Source organism: Megamonas hypermegale (assembly GCF_900187035.1).
Lineage (GTDB): Bacteria > Bacillota > Negativicutes > Selenomonadales > Selenomonadaceae > Megamonas > Megamonas hypermegale.
Genome location: NZ_LT906446.1, coordinates 1,900,504 through 1,918,840 on the forward strand (window position 1 = coordinate 1,900,504; position 18,337 = coordinate 1,918,840).

Annotated in this window: 16 protein-coding genes; 9 read left to right on the forward strand and 7 right to left on the reverse strand. The window is 34.7% G+C overall.

Features of this window, described 5'->3' with window-relative positions:
• Positions 1-13 precede the first annotated feature (13 nt).
• From CKV65_RS09220 to CKV65_RS10995, 3 genes are all read left to right on the forward strand, one after another.
• The gene (locus CKV65_RS09220) at positions 14-940 is read left to right on the forward strand and encodes an NUDIX hydrolase N-terminal domain-containing protein (protein ID WP_081654818.1); all 927 of its coding nucleotides are present in this window, start codon (positions 14-16) and stop codon (positions 938-940) included.
• Between the two features lie 134 nt (positions 941-1,074).
• Positions 1,075-2,352, forward strand: a complete 1,278-nt coding sequence (locus CKV65_RS09225) for an ArsB/NhaD family transporter (RefSeq protein WP_169449326.1) — start codon at positions 1,075-1,077, stop codon at positions 2,350-2,352.
• A gap of 141 nt (positions 2,353-2,493) precedes the next feature.
• Complete coding sequence (locus tag CKV65_RS10995) at positions 2,494-4,302, forward strand: sugar O-acetyltransferase (protein WP_027889042.1); 1,809 nt, start codon at positions 2,494-2,496, stop codon at positions 4,300-4,302.
• Between the two features lie 69 nt (positions 4,303-4,371).
• Here the strand turns inward: CKV65_RS10995 and CKV65_RS09235 are convergent, their stop codons facing one another.
• The gene (locus CKV65_RS09235; protein WP_027889043.1) at positions 4,372-5,604 is read right to left on the reverse strand and encodes a D-alanyl-D-alanine carboxypeptidase family protein; all 1,233 of its coding nucleotides are present in this window, start codon (positions 5,602-5,604) and stop codon (positions 4,372-4,374) included.
• Positions 5,605-5,625: 21 nt separating this feature from the next.
• Positions 5,626-6,564, reverse strand: coding sequence for a homoserine O-acetyltransferase MetA (gene metA / locus CKV65_RS09240; RefSeq protein WP_027889044.1), 939 nt, complete (start codon positions 6,562-6,564; stop codon positions 5,626-5,628).
• Between the two features lie 254 nt (positions 6,565-6,818).
• On the opposite strand from metA, the gene CKV65_RS09245 reads away from it, so the two are divergent.
• From CKV65_RS09245 to CKV65_RS09270, 6 genes are all read left to right on the forward strand, one after another.
• Positions 6,819-9,005, forward strand: a complete 2,187-nt coding sequence (locus CKV65_RS09245) for a Tex family protein (RefSeq protein ID WP_027889045.1) — start codon at positions 6,819-6,821, stop codon at positions 9,003-9,005.
• Positions 8,992-10,911 (forward strand): nicotinate-nucleotide--dimethylbenzimidazole phosphoribosyltransferase, encoded by a 1,920-nt coding sequence (gene cobT, locus CKV65_RS09250; RefSeq protein WP_027889046.1) that lies wholly within the window; start codon positions 8,992-8,994, stop codon positions 10,909-10,911. Before CKV65_RS09245 ends, cobT begins: the two co-directional genes overlap by 14 nt.
• 88 nt (positions 10,912-10,999) lie before the next feature.
• Positions 11,000-11,884 (forward strand): LysR family transcriptional regulator, encoded by an 885-nt coding sequence (locus CKV65_RS09255; RefSeq protein ID WP_027889047.1) that lies wholly within the window; start codon positions 11,000-11,002, stop codon positions 11,882-11,884.
• Positions 11,885-12,114: 230 nt separating this feature from the next.
• Positions 12,115-12,789 (forward strand): TerC family protein, encoded by a 675-nt coding sequence (locus CKV65_RS09260; RefSeq protein ID WP_051177514.1) that lies wholly within the window; start codon positions 12,115-12,117, stop codon positions 12,787-12,789.
• A 164-nt stretch (positions 12,790-12,953) separates the two neighbouring features.
• On the forward strand, positions 12,954-14,219 hold the full coding sequence (murA, locus tag CKV65_RS09265) for a UDP-N-acetylglucosamine 1-carboxyvinyltransferase (RefSeq protein ID WP_027889049.1): 1,266 nt from the start codon (positions 12,954-12,956) through the stop codon (positions 14,217-14,219).
• Between the two features lie 86 nt (positions 14,220-14,305).
• Positions 14,306-15,391 carry a Coenzyme F420 hydrogenase/dehydrogenase, beta subunit C-terminal domain gene (locus CKV65_RS09270; protein WP_027889050.1) on the forward strand — a complete coding sequence of 362 codons (1,086 nt, stop codon included), beginning with the start codon at positions 14,306-14,308 and terminating at the stop codon, positions 15,389-15,391.
• Positions 15,392-15,438: 47 nt separating this feature from the next.
• Here the strand turns inward: CKV65_RS09270 and rpsR are convergent, their stop codons facing one another.
• The 5 genes from rpsR to CKV65_RS09295 form a co-directional block, all read right to left on the reverse strand.
• Complete coding sequence (gene rpsR / locus CKV65_RS09275; protein WP_008539206.1) at positions 15,439-15,672, reverse strand: 30S ribosomal protein S18; 234 nt, start codon at positions 15,670-15,672, stop codon at positions 15,439-15,441.
• 14 nt (positions 15,673-15,686) lie between these two features.
• A complete protein-coding gene (locus CKV65_RS09280; RefSeq protein ID WP_027889051.1) occupies positions 15,687-16,124 on the reverse strand; it encodes a single-stranded DNA-binding protein in 438 nt (145 codons plus the stop codon).
• 29 nt (positions 16,125-16,153) lie between these two features.
• Positions 16,154-16,441: a 30S ribosomal protein S6 gene (gene rpsF, locus CKV65_RS09285; RefSeq protein WP_027889052.1), complete on the reverse strand. Its 288-nt coding sequence runs from the start codon at positions 16,439-16,441 to the stop codon at positions 16,154-16,156.
• 116 nt (positions 16,442-16,557) lie between these two features.
• Positions 16,558-17,922, reverse strand: a complete 1,365-nt coding sequence (locus CKV65_RS09290; RefSeq protein ID WP_027889053.1) for an MFS transporter — start codon at positions 17,920-17,922, stop codon at positions 16,558-16,560.
• Between the two features lie 127 nt (positions 17,923-18,049).
• Positions 18,050-18,277 (reverse strand): hypothetical protein, encoded by a 228-nt coding sequence (locus tag CKV65_RS09295; RefSeq protein WP_231922672.1) that lies wholly within the window; start codon positions 18,275-18,277, stop codon positions 18,050-18,052.
• Positions 18,278-18,337 lie beyond the last annotated feature (60 nt).

An 18,337-nucleotide genomic window follows, 5' to 3' on the forward strand; every position in this document is an offset into this window, starting at 1 on the left:
TGTAGGTGATACTATGTATAAAAAACTATTATTCGACCAAAAATTAAATAGCGATACTGCTCTTTGTGAAATACTTCCACTGCTTCGTCAAAAAAATTATGCAGTTGAATTTATAAATTTAGATAATGATACGCAAATAACCGACAAAGACACAAGTTTATTCATCGGTACAGATTTAGACAAGAACATTATCTGCCAAAAGTTAAAACTCGATTTTGGTTTAGCTACTTGGCAATGCAATTCAGTCAAACATATAAAGGCAAAATATTACTTTCGCCAACCATATGATATCTTAAACTTACTGACTAGCATTGAAGAACCGTATAAAAATATGAAATGGCTTACTACGGCAATGGAGATGCAATTTATTGCTCAAGCAGGACTTGCCTATACAAAAGATAGATTTGACCATGAACGTTTTACTCGCTTAAGTGAAATGGCAGCAGAAATAATGGCTGAATATACTGATTTACCAAAAGAAAAAGTACAAAATCTCTTTTGCAATGAAACAGGATATCAAACACCAAAACTTGATACGCGCTCTGTAATTTTTAAAGATGATAAAATTTTGCTCGTCAAAGAAATAGATGGACGCTGGTCCATGCCAGGTGGCTGGGTAGATGTCAATCAATCTATCTGCGATAACCTCATTAAAGAAGCACGCGAAGAAGCAGGACTTAATGTCGTGCCAACACGTTTAGTTGCTATTCATGACCGCAATCGCCATAATACTCCGCTTTACGCATATGGCATCACTAAAATTTTCATGTTATGTGAAGTGGTCGATGGTCATTTTAATCCTAATATAGAAACAAGCGAAAGCGCTTACTTTTCACTCGATAATCTGCCAAATCTTTCTGTTGGTAAAAATACAGAAGAACAAATTCGTTTATGTTTTGCTGCCTATAAAGATAAAAATTGGGTTCCTGTAATTGATTAATGATTTATAAAAAAAGGCTTTGTATCTTAACTACAAGGCCTTTTTTATAAAAATCAATATAATTCAATTTGACTATATGTTATAATTAATAAGCAAAAAAATCTAAAAAGAAAAGATGTGATGTTTTGGACACAATGGCTTATGTAGCTATTGCAATTTTTGTAATCGCTTATATTTTAATTATTTCCGAAAAAATCCAACGTACTGTTGTCGGTCTTACTGGCGCTATGTTAATGATTTTTGCAGGAATTTTGACTCAAGAACAAGCTATCCATCATATTGACTTCAATACCATCGGTTTACTCGCTGGTATGATGATTATCGTCAATATCACAAGTGAAACTGGCTTATTCAATTATTTAGCTATTTGGTCAGCTAAAAAAGTCGAAGCCAATCCGATAAAACTGTTACTCGTTTTATCCGCACTTACTGCTATTTGTTCTGCATTCCTAGACAATGTAACGACTGTATTATTAACTGTACCTGTTACATTCAGTATCACTTCACAATTAAAAGTACCAGTTCAACCATTCTTAGTTGCTCAAATACTCTCTTCAAATATCGGTGGTACAGCAACACTCATCGGGGACCCACCAAATATTATGATTGGTAGTGCTGTTCCTGAACTTGACTTTATGTCATTCATAACTAATTTAGGCGGCATATGTATTGTTATTTTCATCATAACAATGGCTATCTTAATTGCTATTTATCGCAAAAAATTAACTACTACACCTGAATTACAAGCTAAAATAATGCAAATGAATGAAAAGAAAGAATTACGCGATACTACACTTTTGAAAAAATGTTTGATAGTTTTAGCACTCACAATTCTTACTTTTATGTTCCATTCTCAACTTGGTTTAGAGTCTGCTTCTGTAGCACTTGGTGGTGCATCACTTCTGATGCTTATTTCCATCAGTACATATGAAGAATCCGTAGCTAAAATCTTAAGTAGATTAGAATGGCTTGCTATTTTCTTCTTTGTCGGTTTATTCGTATTAGTAGGCGGGCTAATGGAAACAGGCGTTATTAAAGCTATGGCAGTAGAAGCCTTCAATATCACAGACGGTGATGTTACAACAACTACCATGTTAATTTTATGGCTTAGCGCTATTGCTTCTGCTTTCATTGACAACATTCCATTCGTTGCCACTTTAATCCCAATGATAAAAGAAATGGGCGCTATGGGTATGACTAATCTCGAACCTTTATGGTGGGCTTTATCCCTTGGTGCTTGCTTAGGTGGTAATGGTACTTTAATCGGTGCTAGTGCCAACGTAGTTGTAGCTGGTATGGCTAGTCAACACGGTCATAAAATTTCATTCATAAGTTATATGAAAATAGCATTTCCATTAATGATTTTATCAATCATTATTTCTAGCGCATACATTTATTTTAGATATCTTTAATAAACAAATATTTTACCGTTTAAAGAACAGGCAATATTGTCTGTTCTTTTTTATTTTATTTTTATCAAAATACTTTTTTTATCATGATTCTCGCGGTATAATTTTTTCAGAAATAATTTGTTTAATAAGGAGAAAAGTTGTATGACAAAAACTGCTAAAGAATTACAAGAAGAAGGTTTATTATACGATGTATTCGATGAAGAATTAGCTTCTATAAAAGATAAAACATACGGTCTTGTAAATGAATTAAGCCATGTTGATGCTTTAGATAAAACAACTGTTTTATCACTCGTAAATAAAATTGTCGGCAAATTTGGTACTGAAAGCTATATAGTACCACCATTCCGTTGTGATTACGGCCCTAATATCACAATTGGTGAACATTGTTTTATCAACTATAATTGCTGTTTTCTTGACTCAGCCAAAGTGACTATTGGCGATTATGTTTATATGGGACCAAATTGCAATATCTTCACACCTTGCCATCCTATTCATCATGAATTGCGTTGGGATAAAGTAACCGAATACGCTCTACCTGTAACAGTTGGTTCACACACTTGGATTGCTGGTGATGTAATCATAAATCCAGGCGTAACCATCGGCGAAGGCTGCGTTATCGGCGCTGGCTCTGTCGTAACAAAAGATATTCCAGATAACAGCCTTGCTGTCGGCAATCCTTGTAAAGTAATTCGACAACTCAATGAAGATGACAAAAAAATCGTTGAACAATTAACCCTAAATGATGATACAAAAGATAATGTTTATAAACAAGAACACGGTTATATGTATTTTGTTATGGATAAGGCATTGCGCTCTCAAGTAGAAAACACAGTTCATTATGTAAATATCTTGAATAAATTATCTAACAGCGAAATTCAGCGCCGCCGTGATTTCTTGCGTACATTTACCAAAAAATTCGATGAAGGAGCTATCATAAACAGTCCTTTTTATATGGAATTTGGCAATCACTTAGAAGTCGGTATCAATAGCATTATTGAGGGCGATTGCATAATGTTAAACAGCGGTCATATAAAAATCGGTGATAATGTTTTAATTGGCCCTAAAACAAGCTTTTATACTCCAGTTCATCCATTTTTACCTGAGCAGCGTGAAACATGGATAGAGTACGCTAAACCTATTACTATTGAAGATAATGTTTGGATTTGCGGTTCTGTAACGATTACTGGTGGCATCACCATCGGTGAAAATTCTATCATTTGTCCAGGAAGCGTCATCACTCATGATGTACCTTCTAATACTATTGTTGCCGGAAATCCTGCCAAAGTAATCCGTAAAATCACTGAAGAAGATATCGCGCAATATAAACAAGAACTGGCTAAAGAACAAAATACTACATTATCCGAAAAAGACAAAATGGAACAAGGTTATTGGTATAATACTTTTGATACCGAACTTATAAAATTACGCCAACAAAATGCTCCTAAAACAGAAGCTTATAGTAGAATATCTGCTAATACTCTTTGTTATAAAGATAAAATGGCAAAAGCCATCATAAATAATTTCGGTGAAAATGCCAATATAATACCACCGTTTACTTGCACATACGGCAATAATATTTCTATCGGTGAAGCAACTATCGTAAATCACAATGGGGTATTCATTGATTCTAATAAAATAAATGTTGGCGCTCATGCTTTAATCGGTCCAAAATCTCTACTCAACTGCTCATTCCGCCCTTATGATATAGATGATAGAAATAATGGCATAGCTAAAACTTCCGCTATAAATATCGGTGATGGGGCTTGGCTTGGTGGTAGAGTGACAGTATTACCTGGCATAACAATTGGCAAACACAGTGTAATCGGTTCTGGGTCAGTTGTAACAGAAAATATCCCTGATGATGTAGTAGCCGTTGGCAATCCTTGTAGAGTAATTCGCAAAATAACGGAAAAAGATAAACTCAATCCTTACAAAAATAAAAAATCATAATCTATCATTTTTAATTCATAAAAAAGACACTTAATAGTAAATAACTACTAAGTGTCTTTTTATTTTTTATCAATATACATACTGTGCCAATAATGGATTAGTTTCTTCTGGAGCTGTTGTTTCACTCGTGCTCACATCTGTTGCTACATCAGAAGCAGTTTCAACATTTTCTTCATTATTATTTCTACCATTATTTATGTTATCATCTACATCATTAGATGCTTCTGTATTTGTAACTATCTTTTTAGTTGTATTTGTATCTTTTACTTTAGTTTCTTGTTTTTCAACTTTTTCTTCAACTGGTTGTTGAACTACATCCGCATCGTTTACCGTTTCACCATTCAAATTTTTGGCTTTACTGGCAATAGCAGCATCTAAAGCTGCTAAATTTTTATTTGTTTCTCTACTATATTTTATTCTCTGTTCAGTAATTTTATTTAATTTAATTGTACTCGGTTTTACTACCGTTCTATCTTGCAATTCACTAGCGTCATAAAAACTAAAACCAAATTCCAACCATGCGGGTGCATCATCCCAACGATAATCATCATTATAAAATACAGCAATCATAGTTTTTAATCCTCTTGTAGCTGAAGCAACCAAACAATCACCTGCTGCATTAGTAAAACCTGTCTTTATACCGTTTGCTCCAGGAAAACCACTTTTTAAGAAACGATTGGTAGTTGTAACATATTTTGTACTACCATCCATGTATTTCATATTATAGGAAGTTCTTCCTACCATTTCTCTAAATAACGGATTTTTCATAGCATATGAAGCAATTATCGCCATATCATGCGCTGTTGAATAATGGCCTTGTGCCGTCAATCCATGTGGATTAACAAAATGCGTGCGATATGCTCCTAATTCTTGAGCTTTATCATTCATCATTTTAGCAAATTCTGGAACAGAACCCGCTACTGTTTCAGCCACTGCTACAGCCGCATCATTACCTGATACTAAAAGCATTCCAGCTAATGCTTCACGTAAAGTAATTTGGTCACCCATTCTAAGACCTAAAGAAGACGGTTCTGTATTTACAGCATTTCTAGAAATGACAAGCGGTTCATCTAATTTGCCACTTTCTAAGGCTATAATTGCTGTCATTATCTTTGTCGTACTAGCCGGTGGCATTATTCTATCTTCATCTTTGCCATATAAGACACCATTATCATCCGCATCTATAAGACAAGCAGATACAGCACCAGTATCTGGATTTGGCAATGGCGCAGCAGCTGCCATTGCGCTAAAAATCAACATAAAACTTATCAATAAAGCACTTATTTTCTTTTTCAAAAACATCAACATTTCGCTTCTTTCTAACTATTTGCCACTTTTACGTGGTTCTTTTTTCAAATTATCAATATCATACGGTGTTTCTTGATATACATAATAATTAAGCCAATTATTAAACAACAAATTAGCTACACTACGCCAACGGACAATAGGTTCTTTCGTTGGGTCATCATCTGGATAATAATTTATAGGAATGTGCATATCCATGCCCGCTTTAATATCACGGTCATATTCACTTTTCAAGCTATATGGGTCATATTCAGCATGACCTGTGATGAAAAATTCATTATCCTTTAAATTAGCAACGATATAGACACCAGCATCGCCTTCTGCCATGATAGTTAAATCATCTACTTTTTCTATATCTTCACGTTTTATGCTAATATGACGAGAATGTGGCACATAAAATTCATCATCAAAACCACGGAATAATTTTTCATTTTTTACGTTTAAATGATGTTTAAACACACCAAAAACTTTTTTACGTTCATAATATTTTTTTATACCATAATGGTGATACAGCCCTGCAAATGCGCCCCAACAAATATGGAAAGTTGACCAAACGTGGCTGCGACTCCAATCCATAATTTCACATACTTCATTCCAATATGCTACATCTTCATATTCCATACGTTCAACTGGTGCTCCAGTAATTATAAAACCATCATAAAATTTATCTCTTACATCTTCAAAAGTTCCATAAAACTGAGATAAATATTGAATAGATGTGTGTTTTGGTAAATATGATTCCGTATATATAAAATCCACTTCAATCTGTAGTGGTGTATTTCCTAAAAGTCGCAAAAGTTGTGTTTCCGTAACAGTCTTATTTGGCATTAAATTTAAAATCAAAATTTTAAGCGGACGAATGTCTTGTTTATAAGCTCGTTCCGTGTCCATTACGAAAATATTTTCACTTTCTAATATTTGTGCAGCTGGTAAACTGCTGGGAATTTTAATAGGCATAGTATCACAACCCTTTCTTCTACAATAAAGCTCCCTTATGCATAAGGGAGCTTGTTTTCAATTCTATCACAGGCATTTTTGCACGTCAATTAATGTAGGCAATATCATTCGTCTTCATGCTAAAACTCCTAGTAATGTGATATAATTATCCAAAGTACTCTAAAACTCCTGTTTTAATGTAAATATATAAAAGATATTTCTAATTTATACAATTTACTAGAGTTTAAAGATACTTCTAAGAAAGGATTTTTATTATGTTAGAACAAAATATCATACCGCAGCTTGCCCAATTACTGCAATTAAAAACTAATCAAGTAGAAGCTGCTGTAAAATTGCTAGATGAAAGCAATACTATTCCCTTTATTGCTCGCTATCGCAAAGAAGCAACAGGAGCAATGAAAGACGAACAACTTCGTGAACTTGATGAAAAACTCACTTATCTACGCAATTTAATCAAACGTCAAAAAGAAATAAAAAACAGTATTGAAGAACAAGGCAAAATGACCGAAGAGTTATCTCTTGCCATCGATAAAGTACAAAAATTACAAGACTTAGAAGATATCTATCTACCATATAAGCAAAAAAAACGTACTCGTGCTATGATTGCCAAGGAAAAAGGTCTTGAACCTTTGGCACAAACAATCTGGGCACAAGAATTGCAAAAAGGTGATATATCTTCACTAGCTAGTGATTATTTAAATGAAACTGTTACCTCTATTGATGATGCACTTGCTGGTGCAAATGATATCATTGCAGAAATGATTTCTGATAAAGCTGATATACGTGCCCAACTTCGTAAACACATTTGGCAATCCGGTCAACTTTCTGTATCTTATAACAGCGAACTTGATACAGAAGGAACTTTCTCTATGTATGAAGATTATATCGAACCAATTCGTACACTTCCTTCACACCGTATTTTAGCGATAAATCGCGGTGAAAAAAAAGAAATCTTAAAAGTAAAGCTTATATCTGATACAGATAAAGACATTCAAACTATAAGTAAATTTGTCATCACTAATAAATCCATTTTTGATGATTTTTTAATCACTGCGATAACAGATGCTTATAAACGCCTTATTTTTCCTGCACTAGAAAGAGAAATTCGCAATCAGCTGACAGAAAACGCAGAAAAACAAGCTATAACAGTATTCGCTTCTAACTTAAAACAATTACTATTACAAGCTCCGCTTGCAGGTCATACAGTAATGGGCTTAGACCCTGGCTATCGCACTGGTTGTAAAATGGCAATAATTGACGCTACTGGGCAAGTTTTAGACCATGGCGTTTTGTATATAACGATGAGCGATGAAGCCAAACAAAAATCTGCTACAAATCTCTTAAACTGGATAAAAAAATACAATGTTGATTTAATTTCCATCGGCAATGGTACAGCCTCATATGAAACAGAAGAATTTGTCGCTAATTTAATCCATGAACACAATTTACCTATTCACTATTTGATTACTAATGAAGCTGGAGCTTCCGTATATTCAGCCTCTAAATTAGCCATTGAAGAATTACCTGATTTTGATGTTACCATTCGCGGTGCAGTTTCCATCGCGCGCCGCATTCAAGACCCATTAGCTGAACTTGTAAAAATTGAACCAAAAGCAATCGGTGTCGGTCAATATCAACACGATGTCAATCAAAAAGAATTATCTCAGACATTAGATGCTGTAATTGAAACGGCTGTAAACCATGTCGGTGTAGAATTAAACACTGCTTCCGTTGCCCTTTTAAAACACATTGCTGGTATTAATGCCACTGTTGCTAAAAACATCATTAAATATCGCGAAGAACACGGTGCCTTTAAATCACGCAAAGAATTATTAAAGGTTTCACGCTTAGGGCCAAATACATTTACCCAATGTGCTGGTTTTTTGCGAATTAATAATGCCGCTTTAGCTTTAGATAATACTTCCGTTCACCCTGAATCATATCCATTAGCTGAAAAAATACTTCAAAAACTCGGCTTTTCACTTTCTGATTTAAGCGATAAACACCAATTAGAACAATTAAAAATAAAACTAAAACTGCTCGATATTGAAAAACTTGCCGCTGATTTAAATGCTGGCATACCTACTGTCACTGATATTTTAGAAGCACTTACTAAACCAGGTCGTGACCCACGCGAAGATTTACCTGCACCGCTGACTCGTCAAAATATCGTCAAATTAGAAGACATAAAACCAGGCACTATCATGCGTGGCACTGTTCGCAATATTACTGATTTTGGCGTTTTCGTTGATATCGGCATAAAAACAGCTGGATTTATTCATATTTCTGAGCTTAGTAAGCGTTTTATAAAACATCCTTTAGACGTTGTATCTGTAGGTGATATCTTAAATGTAATCGTCATAAGTGTTGACCCTAAACGCAATCGTATTGGACTAAGCCTAAAACAAGTACCAAAGGAGAAAAATCATGTCCCTGCTTAATCAAACTATAAAGAAGATAATGCCACCTGACCAACGCGCTATTAAATTTGTAAAAAATAAATTATCTCAAACTATGACTAATCCTGATGGATTAGGTGAATTACAAAATATCTTATTGCGCTATGTTGGTATCACAGGACAAATAAAACCAGAAATCCCAAAAAAATTGACTATAATAACCTGTGCTGACCATGGCGTAGCTGAAATGAATGTCAGTGCTTATCCGCAAGAAACAACCGCACATATGACACGTAATTATCTCGTCTCTAAAGGCGCTGTAGCTAATTCTATGTCCAATTTTTGCGGTTCTGATATGATTGTTGTTGACATGGGTATAAAAGCTCCTGTTGATGATATTCCAGGTCTTATCGACCATAAAATCGCTCCAGGCACTAATAACTGCGCTAAAGGCCCTGCTATGACACGTGAACAAGCTATCGAAGCTATTGAAACAGGAATACAACTTGTAAATACGTACGCAAATAAAGGTTATTGTTGCTTTTTACCTGGTGAAATGGGCATAGCCAATACCACTTCTAGCGCTGCCATCGTAGCTTGTCTTTGCAATTTAACGCCAAAACAAGCCACAGGTCGCGGTACAAATATTTCTGATGAAAGATTAGCTATAAAAATAGATGTCGTAAAACAAGCTTTAACTGTAAATAAACCAGACCCTACAGACGGGCTTGATGTCATGAGTAAAATAGGCGGATTTGAACTTGCTTGTATAACAGGCATAATACTAGGTGCCGCTGCAAATCACTGCTTTGTTGTCTTAGATGGTTTTAATACTGGTTCAGCAGCATTAGTAGCACAAGCTATTTGCCCTGAAGTTACAAACTATCTGATGGCTTCTCATTTAGCAGCAGAACCCGCTCACAACGCCATATTAAAAAAGCTTAACTTATCACCTTATATGGATTTAAAATTTCGTCTTGGCGAAGCTACAGGTTCCTCAATCGCCGTAAACATCTTAGACTGTGCTATAAAAACTTATCATTCTGTCTGTCAAGCTGCCCTAGCAGAAAAAGACAAATTGATAAAACCAAACATTCCTACAACAGATTTCGATACGAAAATGGCATTATTAAAACAAGTACGCAATATCACTTTGCCAGACGAAGTAGCACGTGAAAAATGTAGAAATCGCATAGATAACTTGACTAAACCAATTTACAGTTTAGGTAAATTAGAAAATATAGCTGAAAATATTGCGGGAATTACACGACAAAAAAAACCAACTCAAGTTCGCAAAAAAATTCTTGTAATCACACCACAAGAAAGTTGCAGTGTTGTTCAGCATCGTTTGACACAAGCTTTTGCTTCTCATGCTAATGCAAATTATCATTTTACATCTATTCCTAAAAATTTAATGAAACCTCAAACCTTATCATTTAGCTTATTACAAGGTATTTGCTACGGTTCTAAAATAAACAATATAGATGTTTTGGGTATCGCTTGTTGTGAAAATCATCCCAAAGAAATATGTGGAACATTTAGTTTAACTATTAAACAACAACTTTGCAATTTTGATAATTCACTGCGCTATAGCAAACGCAAATTTTTATCATTAGAACCAAATCCTTATCTATGTCAAATAGCATTTATGGCTGGCATAGCAATCGGTGCGGCAAGTAAAGGTATACTTGTTTTATCCGATGATATTCCATCTAGCATTGCTATCCGTTATGCACTTCTTTTAGCGCCAACTATCAATCCTTATATCATGTTCGTTTGCCCAGATTATCTCAATTTGCATATCACAACAGGTGGTGGCTGCATCTGTGCTTTAGGCATGAAATTGATTGACGCTTCATTGCAAATGCTAAAAGATATGAAGACATTTGCTGAGGCTGATGTTGCTATTGCTAATGATGGCCCTGGAGCAAAAATACAAACAAAGTAATAAATGTTTCACGTGAAACATAATCTATTGCTAAAAATGATAAAATGTCTTAATATCATTATTAACAATAAAAAAATGGGGAATAATTATGACTTTACGACATTTAGCTATATTTATTAGAGTATGTGAAGAAAACGGCATAACAGCTGCTGCAAAAAAACTTCATATGACACAGCCTTCTGTTAGTCAAGTAATTCAAGAACTAGAGGCTCATTATCAAACACTTTTATTCGAACGTCTCGGTCGCCGAATTTTTATTACGGAAGCCGGTCGTCGCTTACTGCGTTATTCACGCAATCTGATAAACTTAAATTTGCAAACTGAACAAGCCATGCGTGCCTTTAATGAAGTTTATCATTTACGACTTGGTGCTAGTATCACTATTGGCAGTAGCATTTTAATAAATTTAATCAAACATATCACTGAAAATGACCCTTCTAAAGAAATTTTCTCGGAAATACACAATACATCCGAACTAGAAGAAATGCTTTTAAATGATAATTTAGATTTAGCCCTCGTTGAAGGTGAAATTCACTCTGAATATCTTATTACTAAACCATTTATGGATGATGAACTTGTTTTCATCATTAGCAAAAATCATCCACTTGCTAATAAAAAAATAACCTATGATGACCTAGCTAAATTAAAATTCTTCATTCGTGAAACAGGCAGTGGCACACGCGAATTATTTGAACAAGTAATGCATCAACACAATGTTTATTATCAAACAGGTGGCATCTACAACAGCATGGAAGCTATAAAAAAAGCTGTTATTGCAGGTCTAGGTGTTTCTGTAATCTCCACAGAAGCCATAAAAGATGATTTAGATGCGCATAATTTAATAGCTTTTACTATGCCTGATTTAGTATTTAAACGCCAATTTAATATCGTTTATCACAAAAATAAATTTATTCCACCTGAAATGCAAGAAGTAATTGATATCTGCTTAAATTTAAAAAAAGAACTTAAATAAAATTTTACCTGTTTTTCATTTGACAAAATAAATACTTATCAGATATAATCTAACCATGATATTAAAGGGGAGTAACTTCCTAGAGTTATTGTCAACAATCACTGTAGCTTTTAGCTTCTGGCAATAACATCGAACATATTTCGATAAGTGAGACTTTTAATACGCATATTATCTATGTGTATTAAAAGTCTTTTTTTGTGCTCAAAACATTCAAGGAAAAGGAGATATCTATGGAAATCTTATCAACTCAATTTTTATTTGCACTTGGTTCTATTATCTTATTAGACTTAGTATTAGCCGGCGATAATGCCGTTGTAATCGCTATGGCTTCAAGAAAACTACCTGAAAGCCTGCGAAGAAGAGCTATTTACGTCGGTACAGCTGGTGCCGTTGTCATTCGCGCTTTAATGACACTTATCGCAACATATCTTTTAACCATTCCATTTTTACAAGCAATCGGTGGTTTAATCTTACTGCCAATCGCATTTAACTTGTTAAAACCAAATAAACACAGCTTAGATGAAGCTAATAAATTTGAAGCTTCCAGTAATTTTGCTACAGCTATTAAAACAATCATAATTGCCGATGCAGCCATGGGTATTGATAACGTTTTAGCTATCGCTGGTGCTGCACATGGCAATATGATACTCGTATTAACAGGACTTGCCATCAGCATTCCAATCGTTGTCTGGGGTAGCCAAATTATTTCCAATTTGATGGATAGATTACCTATTTTAATCACTATTGGTTCTGCTATTTTAGCTTATACTTCTGCTACAATGATTTTACATGATAAAATAGTTGGTTCTTTCTTATTAAATTTAACTAACTACATGAATTATATCTTACCTGTAATCTTCATCGCTTCCATTGTCATTTATAGCCGAAAAGTTGCTGTTAAATAATTAAAATCAATAAATTTAACAAAAAAGGATACTGCTATAAGTAGTATCCTTTTTATTTAAAAGGTATATCTTAATATATCAAAGGTAAATATATATTTTCTTATTGCTATACATAAACGGAAATGATAAAATAATAAAGATATAAGTCTTGTGGAGGATGAAAATTGGAAAAGTTGATTATACATGGCGGTCATGAATTGCATGGTCGTGTTAAAATTAGCGGTGCAAAAAACGCTGTACTTCCTATAATTGCTGCAACTCTTCTGGCCCAGGATAAGCCATGTGTTTTAGACGAAGTTCCTTACTTAAACGACGTCTGCACAATAGCTGAAGTTCTGCGTCAGCTCGGCGCTAAAGTCAACTTCAATCGTGATGAACACACTCTGTCGATTGACAGTACCGTACTTAAAACGGTTGATGCGCCTTACGATTTAGTTCGCAAAATGAGAGCTTCCTTTGTTATAATGGGACCTCTTTTAGCTCGCTATGGCAAGGCAAAAATTTCCATGCCTGGGGGCTGTGCTATCGGAACACGTCCGATTGACTTACATTTAAAAGGCTTCGAAGCTCTTGGAGCGGAAATTGAAATCGGCCACGGCTTTATCAATGCTACTGCACCAAATGGGCTTAAAGGTACTAGTATCTATCTCGATTTTCCAAGTGTAGGAGCTACAGAAAATATCATGATGGCTGCTTGTATGGCAGAAGGCCAAACTATTTTGGAAAATGCTGCTCAAGAACCAGAAATTATCGATTTAGCTAATTTCTTAAACATCATGGGTGCCAAAATTCGCGGTGCTGGTACTAATGTAATAAAAATTACAGGCGTACCAAAACTTATAGGTCATAATTATACTATTATTCCAGACCGTATTGAAGCTGGTACATACATGGTAGCTGTAGCTATGACTGGTGGAGATATCTATATAGAAAACGCTATCAGTGAGCATTTAAAACCTGTTATCGCTAAATTAAACGAAGCAGGCGTAACAATTCAAGAAGATATTGATGGTATCCGTGTTAGCTGTAACAAGCGCCCCAAAGCCATTGATATCAAAACATTGCCATATCCTGGTTTCCCAACCGATATGCAAGCTCAATTCATGGCAATGCTCACAATAGCTGACGGAACAGGATTTGTTACTGAAACCGTTTTCGAAAATCGCTTTATGCACGTAGATGAATTAAAGCGTATGGGAGCTGTAATCCGAGTTGACGGACGCACTGCTATTGTAGATGGCGTACCAAAACTCACAGGTTGCCAAGTAAAAGCTACCGACTTGCGTGCTGGTGCTGCTATGGTTCTTGCAGGCCTTGTAGCTAGCGGTGAAACTCAAGTATCTTATATTCACCATATAGACAGAGGATACGATAATCTCGTTGCAAAACTCTGTGGTCTCGGTGCTGATATTCGCCGTGTGGACAATTAATTAAAGCTTTATAAGTAAATAAATGGTCAAGATTTTCTATCTTGGCCATTTTTTTATAAAAAAATTAGATGATTAGAGGTGTTATTATGTTATGTACTAAAGAAAAATGTACTGGCTGTCTATCTTGTCTAAATATCTGCCCTAAAAATGCCATAAAAGCTATCACAGATGAACAAGGTTTTTGGCAAATGCAGATTGACGAAACAAAATGTATTAAATGCAAGCTCTGTCAAAAATCCTGTCCTGCACTCTTTAAACCCAATATAACTGATTTAGTTTCTAAAGTATATGCATGCTGGCATAAAGATAAAGCAAAACGCCAACAAGCAGCTTCTGGTGGATTATTCACTGCACTAATGCAAAATGCTCTAAAACATAATTATTTTGTTTGCGGTGCTACTTTGACAAGTGATATGCAAGTAAAACATATCATAATCGACAAAATAGAAGATTATAAATTGCTAGTCGGTTCAAAATACGTTCAAAGTAATTTAACAAACACATTTAAACAGATACGAGCACTTCTTTTAAAAGGTAATAAAGTATTATTTAGCGGTACACCTTGCCAAGTATCAGGATTGTATACTTTTCTAAAAAAGAGATATGAAAACCAATTGTTCACTGTAGATTTATTATGTCATGGTGTTCCCTCACCTGAGATATTCAAAAAATACATTGCCCACATGGAACAACTTTATGATGATAAATTAATCAATTTTCAATTTCGCCATAAACCAGGTTGGCGTCGCTATCAAGTAATTTTAGAATTTACCAGTGGAAAACAAGATATAACATACAAAGACACCAGCCCATATATTCGTGGATTTTTAAAAGGCAATTTTCTTCGCCCTTCATGTTACGATTGTGATTATACATCTCTTAAACGATATAGCGATTTGACTATCGGCGATTTTTGGAATTACTTTGCTGATAATTCCACTGATATTGATGATGATAAAGGTATTTCCTTCATGTTAATCAACAATGAAAACGGCAAAGCATTATTCGATTTAGCCAAAGATGATTTATTTTATCTAGCAAAAGACTTCAATCGCTCTACTTCTACTAGCCCTAGACTACACAAACCAACAAAAAAACCTGCCACTTATGAACAATTTTGGCAGGATTATAACAATAAAGACTTTGAAAATATTATAAAAGAATATTTCTAACGAAAAAAGCCGGTACAAAATTGTATCGGCTTTTACTATCATATTTATTATTCAGCTGTGAAAGGTAAAAGAGCGATGTTACGAGCTCTTTTAATTGCAACTGTAACTTGACGCTGATGGCAAGCACAGTTACCAGAAATACGACGAGGTAAAATTTTACCGCGTTCAGTAATGAAACGACGGAGTTTTGCTACGTCTTTATAATCAATATGTTCGATTTTATCTGCACAGAAGCTGCAAACTTTTCTTTTTGGTCTTCTGTTTCTATCGCGTTTAACCAATGTCATTACCCTCCTTAAAATGGTATTTCTTCGTCAGGAGGTAACTCTGAACCGAAGGAAGCAGCTGCTCCTCCCATTGGAGATGGATTTGAATTATTCATTGGTGCTGCAGCATGAACAGGTGCTGCTCCAGTTGGTCTAGAACCCATGAATTCAATATCCTGCGCTACAACTTCTGTAACATAGCGTTTTGTTCCGTCCTGTGCATCATAAGAACGAATCTGCATACGGCCTTCTACTAAAACCTGGCTACCTTTAACTAAGTTATTACCACATATTTCAGCAAGTTTATCCCAAACAACGATTGGAATAAAATCTGCCTGTTGCTGATCCGCATTGCGAACAAATCTACGATTTACTGCTAAAGTGAAGCTTGCCACCGCTTTTCCCGTCTGCGTGTAGCGTACTTCTGGGTCACGCACAAGACGACCTGCTAATATTACTCTGTTCATAGCAATTTCCTCCCTGACAAATTTTATAATTATTCTTCGTCTTCTCTAACGATCATATGTTTTAAAACTTCATCAGTAATTTTCATTACACGGTCAAGTTCAGCAGCGCAAGCCGGTTCAGCTGTAAAGTTAAATAAGCAGTAGTAACCGTCTGTGCAATCTTTAATTTCATAAGCCAAACGTTTTTTGCCCCAACGATCTTCTTTGTCAATAGTTGCACCATTGTCAACGAGTAATTTGGAGAATTTTTCGATGACAGCATTAGTTGCTTCTTCATCCATTGGTCTTACGATAAAAATTACTTCATACTTTCTCACAAAAACACCTCCTCTTTGGACTATCGGCCCTTTACTGGGCAGGGAAGGTTTCACTTCTTGAAACCTGCTAAATACATAGCTTTTTCATTATAGCACGCCCCTAATGCTAAAGCAAGTTATTTATTTTGTTTTTCTTTACCGCGCATTAATGAAGCTATGAGACCTATGACGCACAATATACTAAACAATAAAAATGTATTTTTCGATGCTGCTAATATCATATCTACATATTGTTCCATGACTATATCTGCTGTATATATCGATAAGATAAGCGTTACAATCGCCATGCTGACAGCTTGCCCTATAAGGCGCATTACAGCCACTATAGAAGAAGCAATCCCATAAAATTCGGCTTTTACAGCTCCCATAATCGCATTATTATTCGGTGAAGAAAACAGACCAAAACCTATGCCGATAAAAGCTAAATTTATTCCAATGAGATAAAAAGAAGTAGTACCACTCAAAAAGGAAAATAAAAATAAACCTATCATCATAATTCCCATACCAAATGAAGCAATTATGCGCGGTGAAAATTTATCAGATAATGCACCAGCTTTCGGTGATACTATCGCCATAAGACAAGGCTGAATTAACAAAAATGAACCAGCAGTAAAAGCATCCATACCTCTTACTATTTGCAAATATAAGGAAACCATAAACCCAATAGCAAAAGTAGCACTATAATGAATGAGTGCAGCTAAATTAGACATTGCAAATACAGTATTTTTAAATAAAGATAATTTTACAAGTGGCGAAGATGATTTATTTTGTTCCCAAATAAATACTAAAAATAATACAAAAGCTACAATAGGGAAATAATGTACTATTTCATGGCGTGTCCAATCGGATAAACCATATAAAAATAACACAATCATTACCATATAAATAAAGCTTCCAACAAAATCAAACTTTTGCCCTTTTGCACCGTACCAATCCAATTTTACCTTCATCATTAAAATAAGATTTACAAGTAAAACTATACCTGTGAGCCAAAAAATCATACGCCAACCAAGATAATCTGTAATAAAGCCACCGATAAACGGCCCTAAAGACACACCAGCATAAACAAACGAAACAGACATTCCCAATATCTTTCCACGTTTTCGCGCATCATAACAAGATACTAACAGTGCCATACTTGTTCCAAAAATCATAGACATAGATACACCTTGTAAAAATCTCACAAATATAAAAGACAAAAAATGTTGCATTAACGCACAAATAAATGTCGTAACACAAATGCAAACAAGGCCTATCATATAAATTTTTCGTCGCCCTTTAATATCAGATAATCTACCAAAAGGCAATAGACCTGCTGCCGAACCAATTAAAAAAGCCGTCACGGCCCAAGTTAAAATATCTGGATTTAAATTAAAATCTTCAGCCATAGATGGAACTGCTACATTTATTGAACTTCCCATAAATGCACCAGTAAAAGAAGTTATCATCACTGCTACAAGTATTCTTTTTTGCTGTCCCATTTTATTCACCTACTATTAGCAATATTTTGCCTTTATTCTATCAAAAAAACAGCTATAAAGACAAAAAAACTTTGCTACTTAATTAAGTAGCAAAGTTTCTCTTTGAATTTCAATAACATCACAAAAACTATATAGCAGCGGCAGAATTATTACATGTAGAAATGCGCCAAATACGTTCAAACGGATAATTCTTAAATAAATATCTCAAATCAAGATATTCATCGTTTAAAATAAAGGTTACACGTTTTAACTCTTTGCCTTTAGATATTCTCTTTAATTTATTAATATAATATGCTATTTCTACATCATCTAATTTACCATTTTGCATATATACTTTTATTCCTTCGTATACCAAAATTAGACACCTCCTGCACAATAGGCAAGTTTAGATATAAATAGTAGACATAAATAGTAT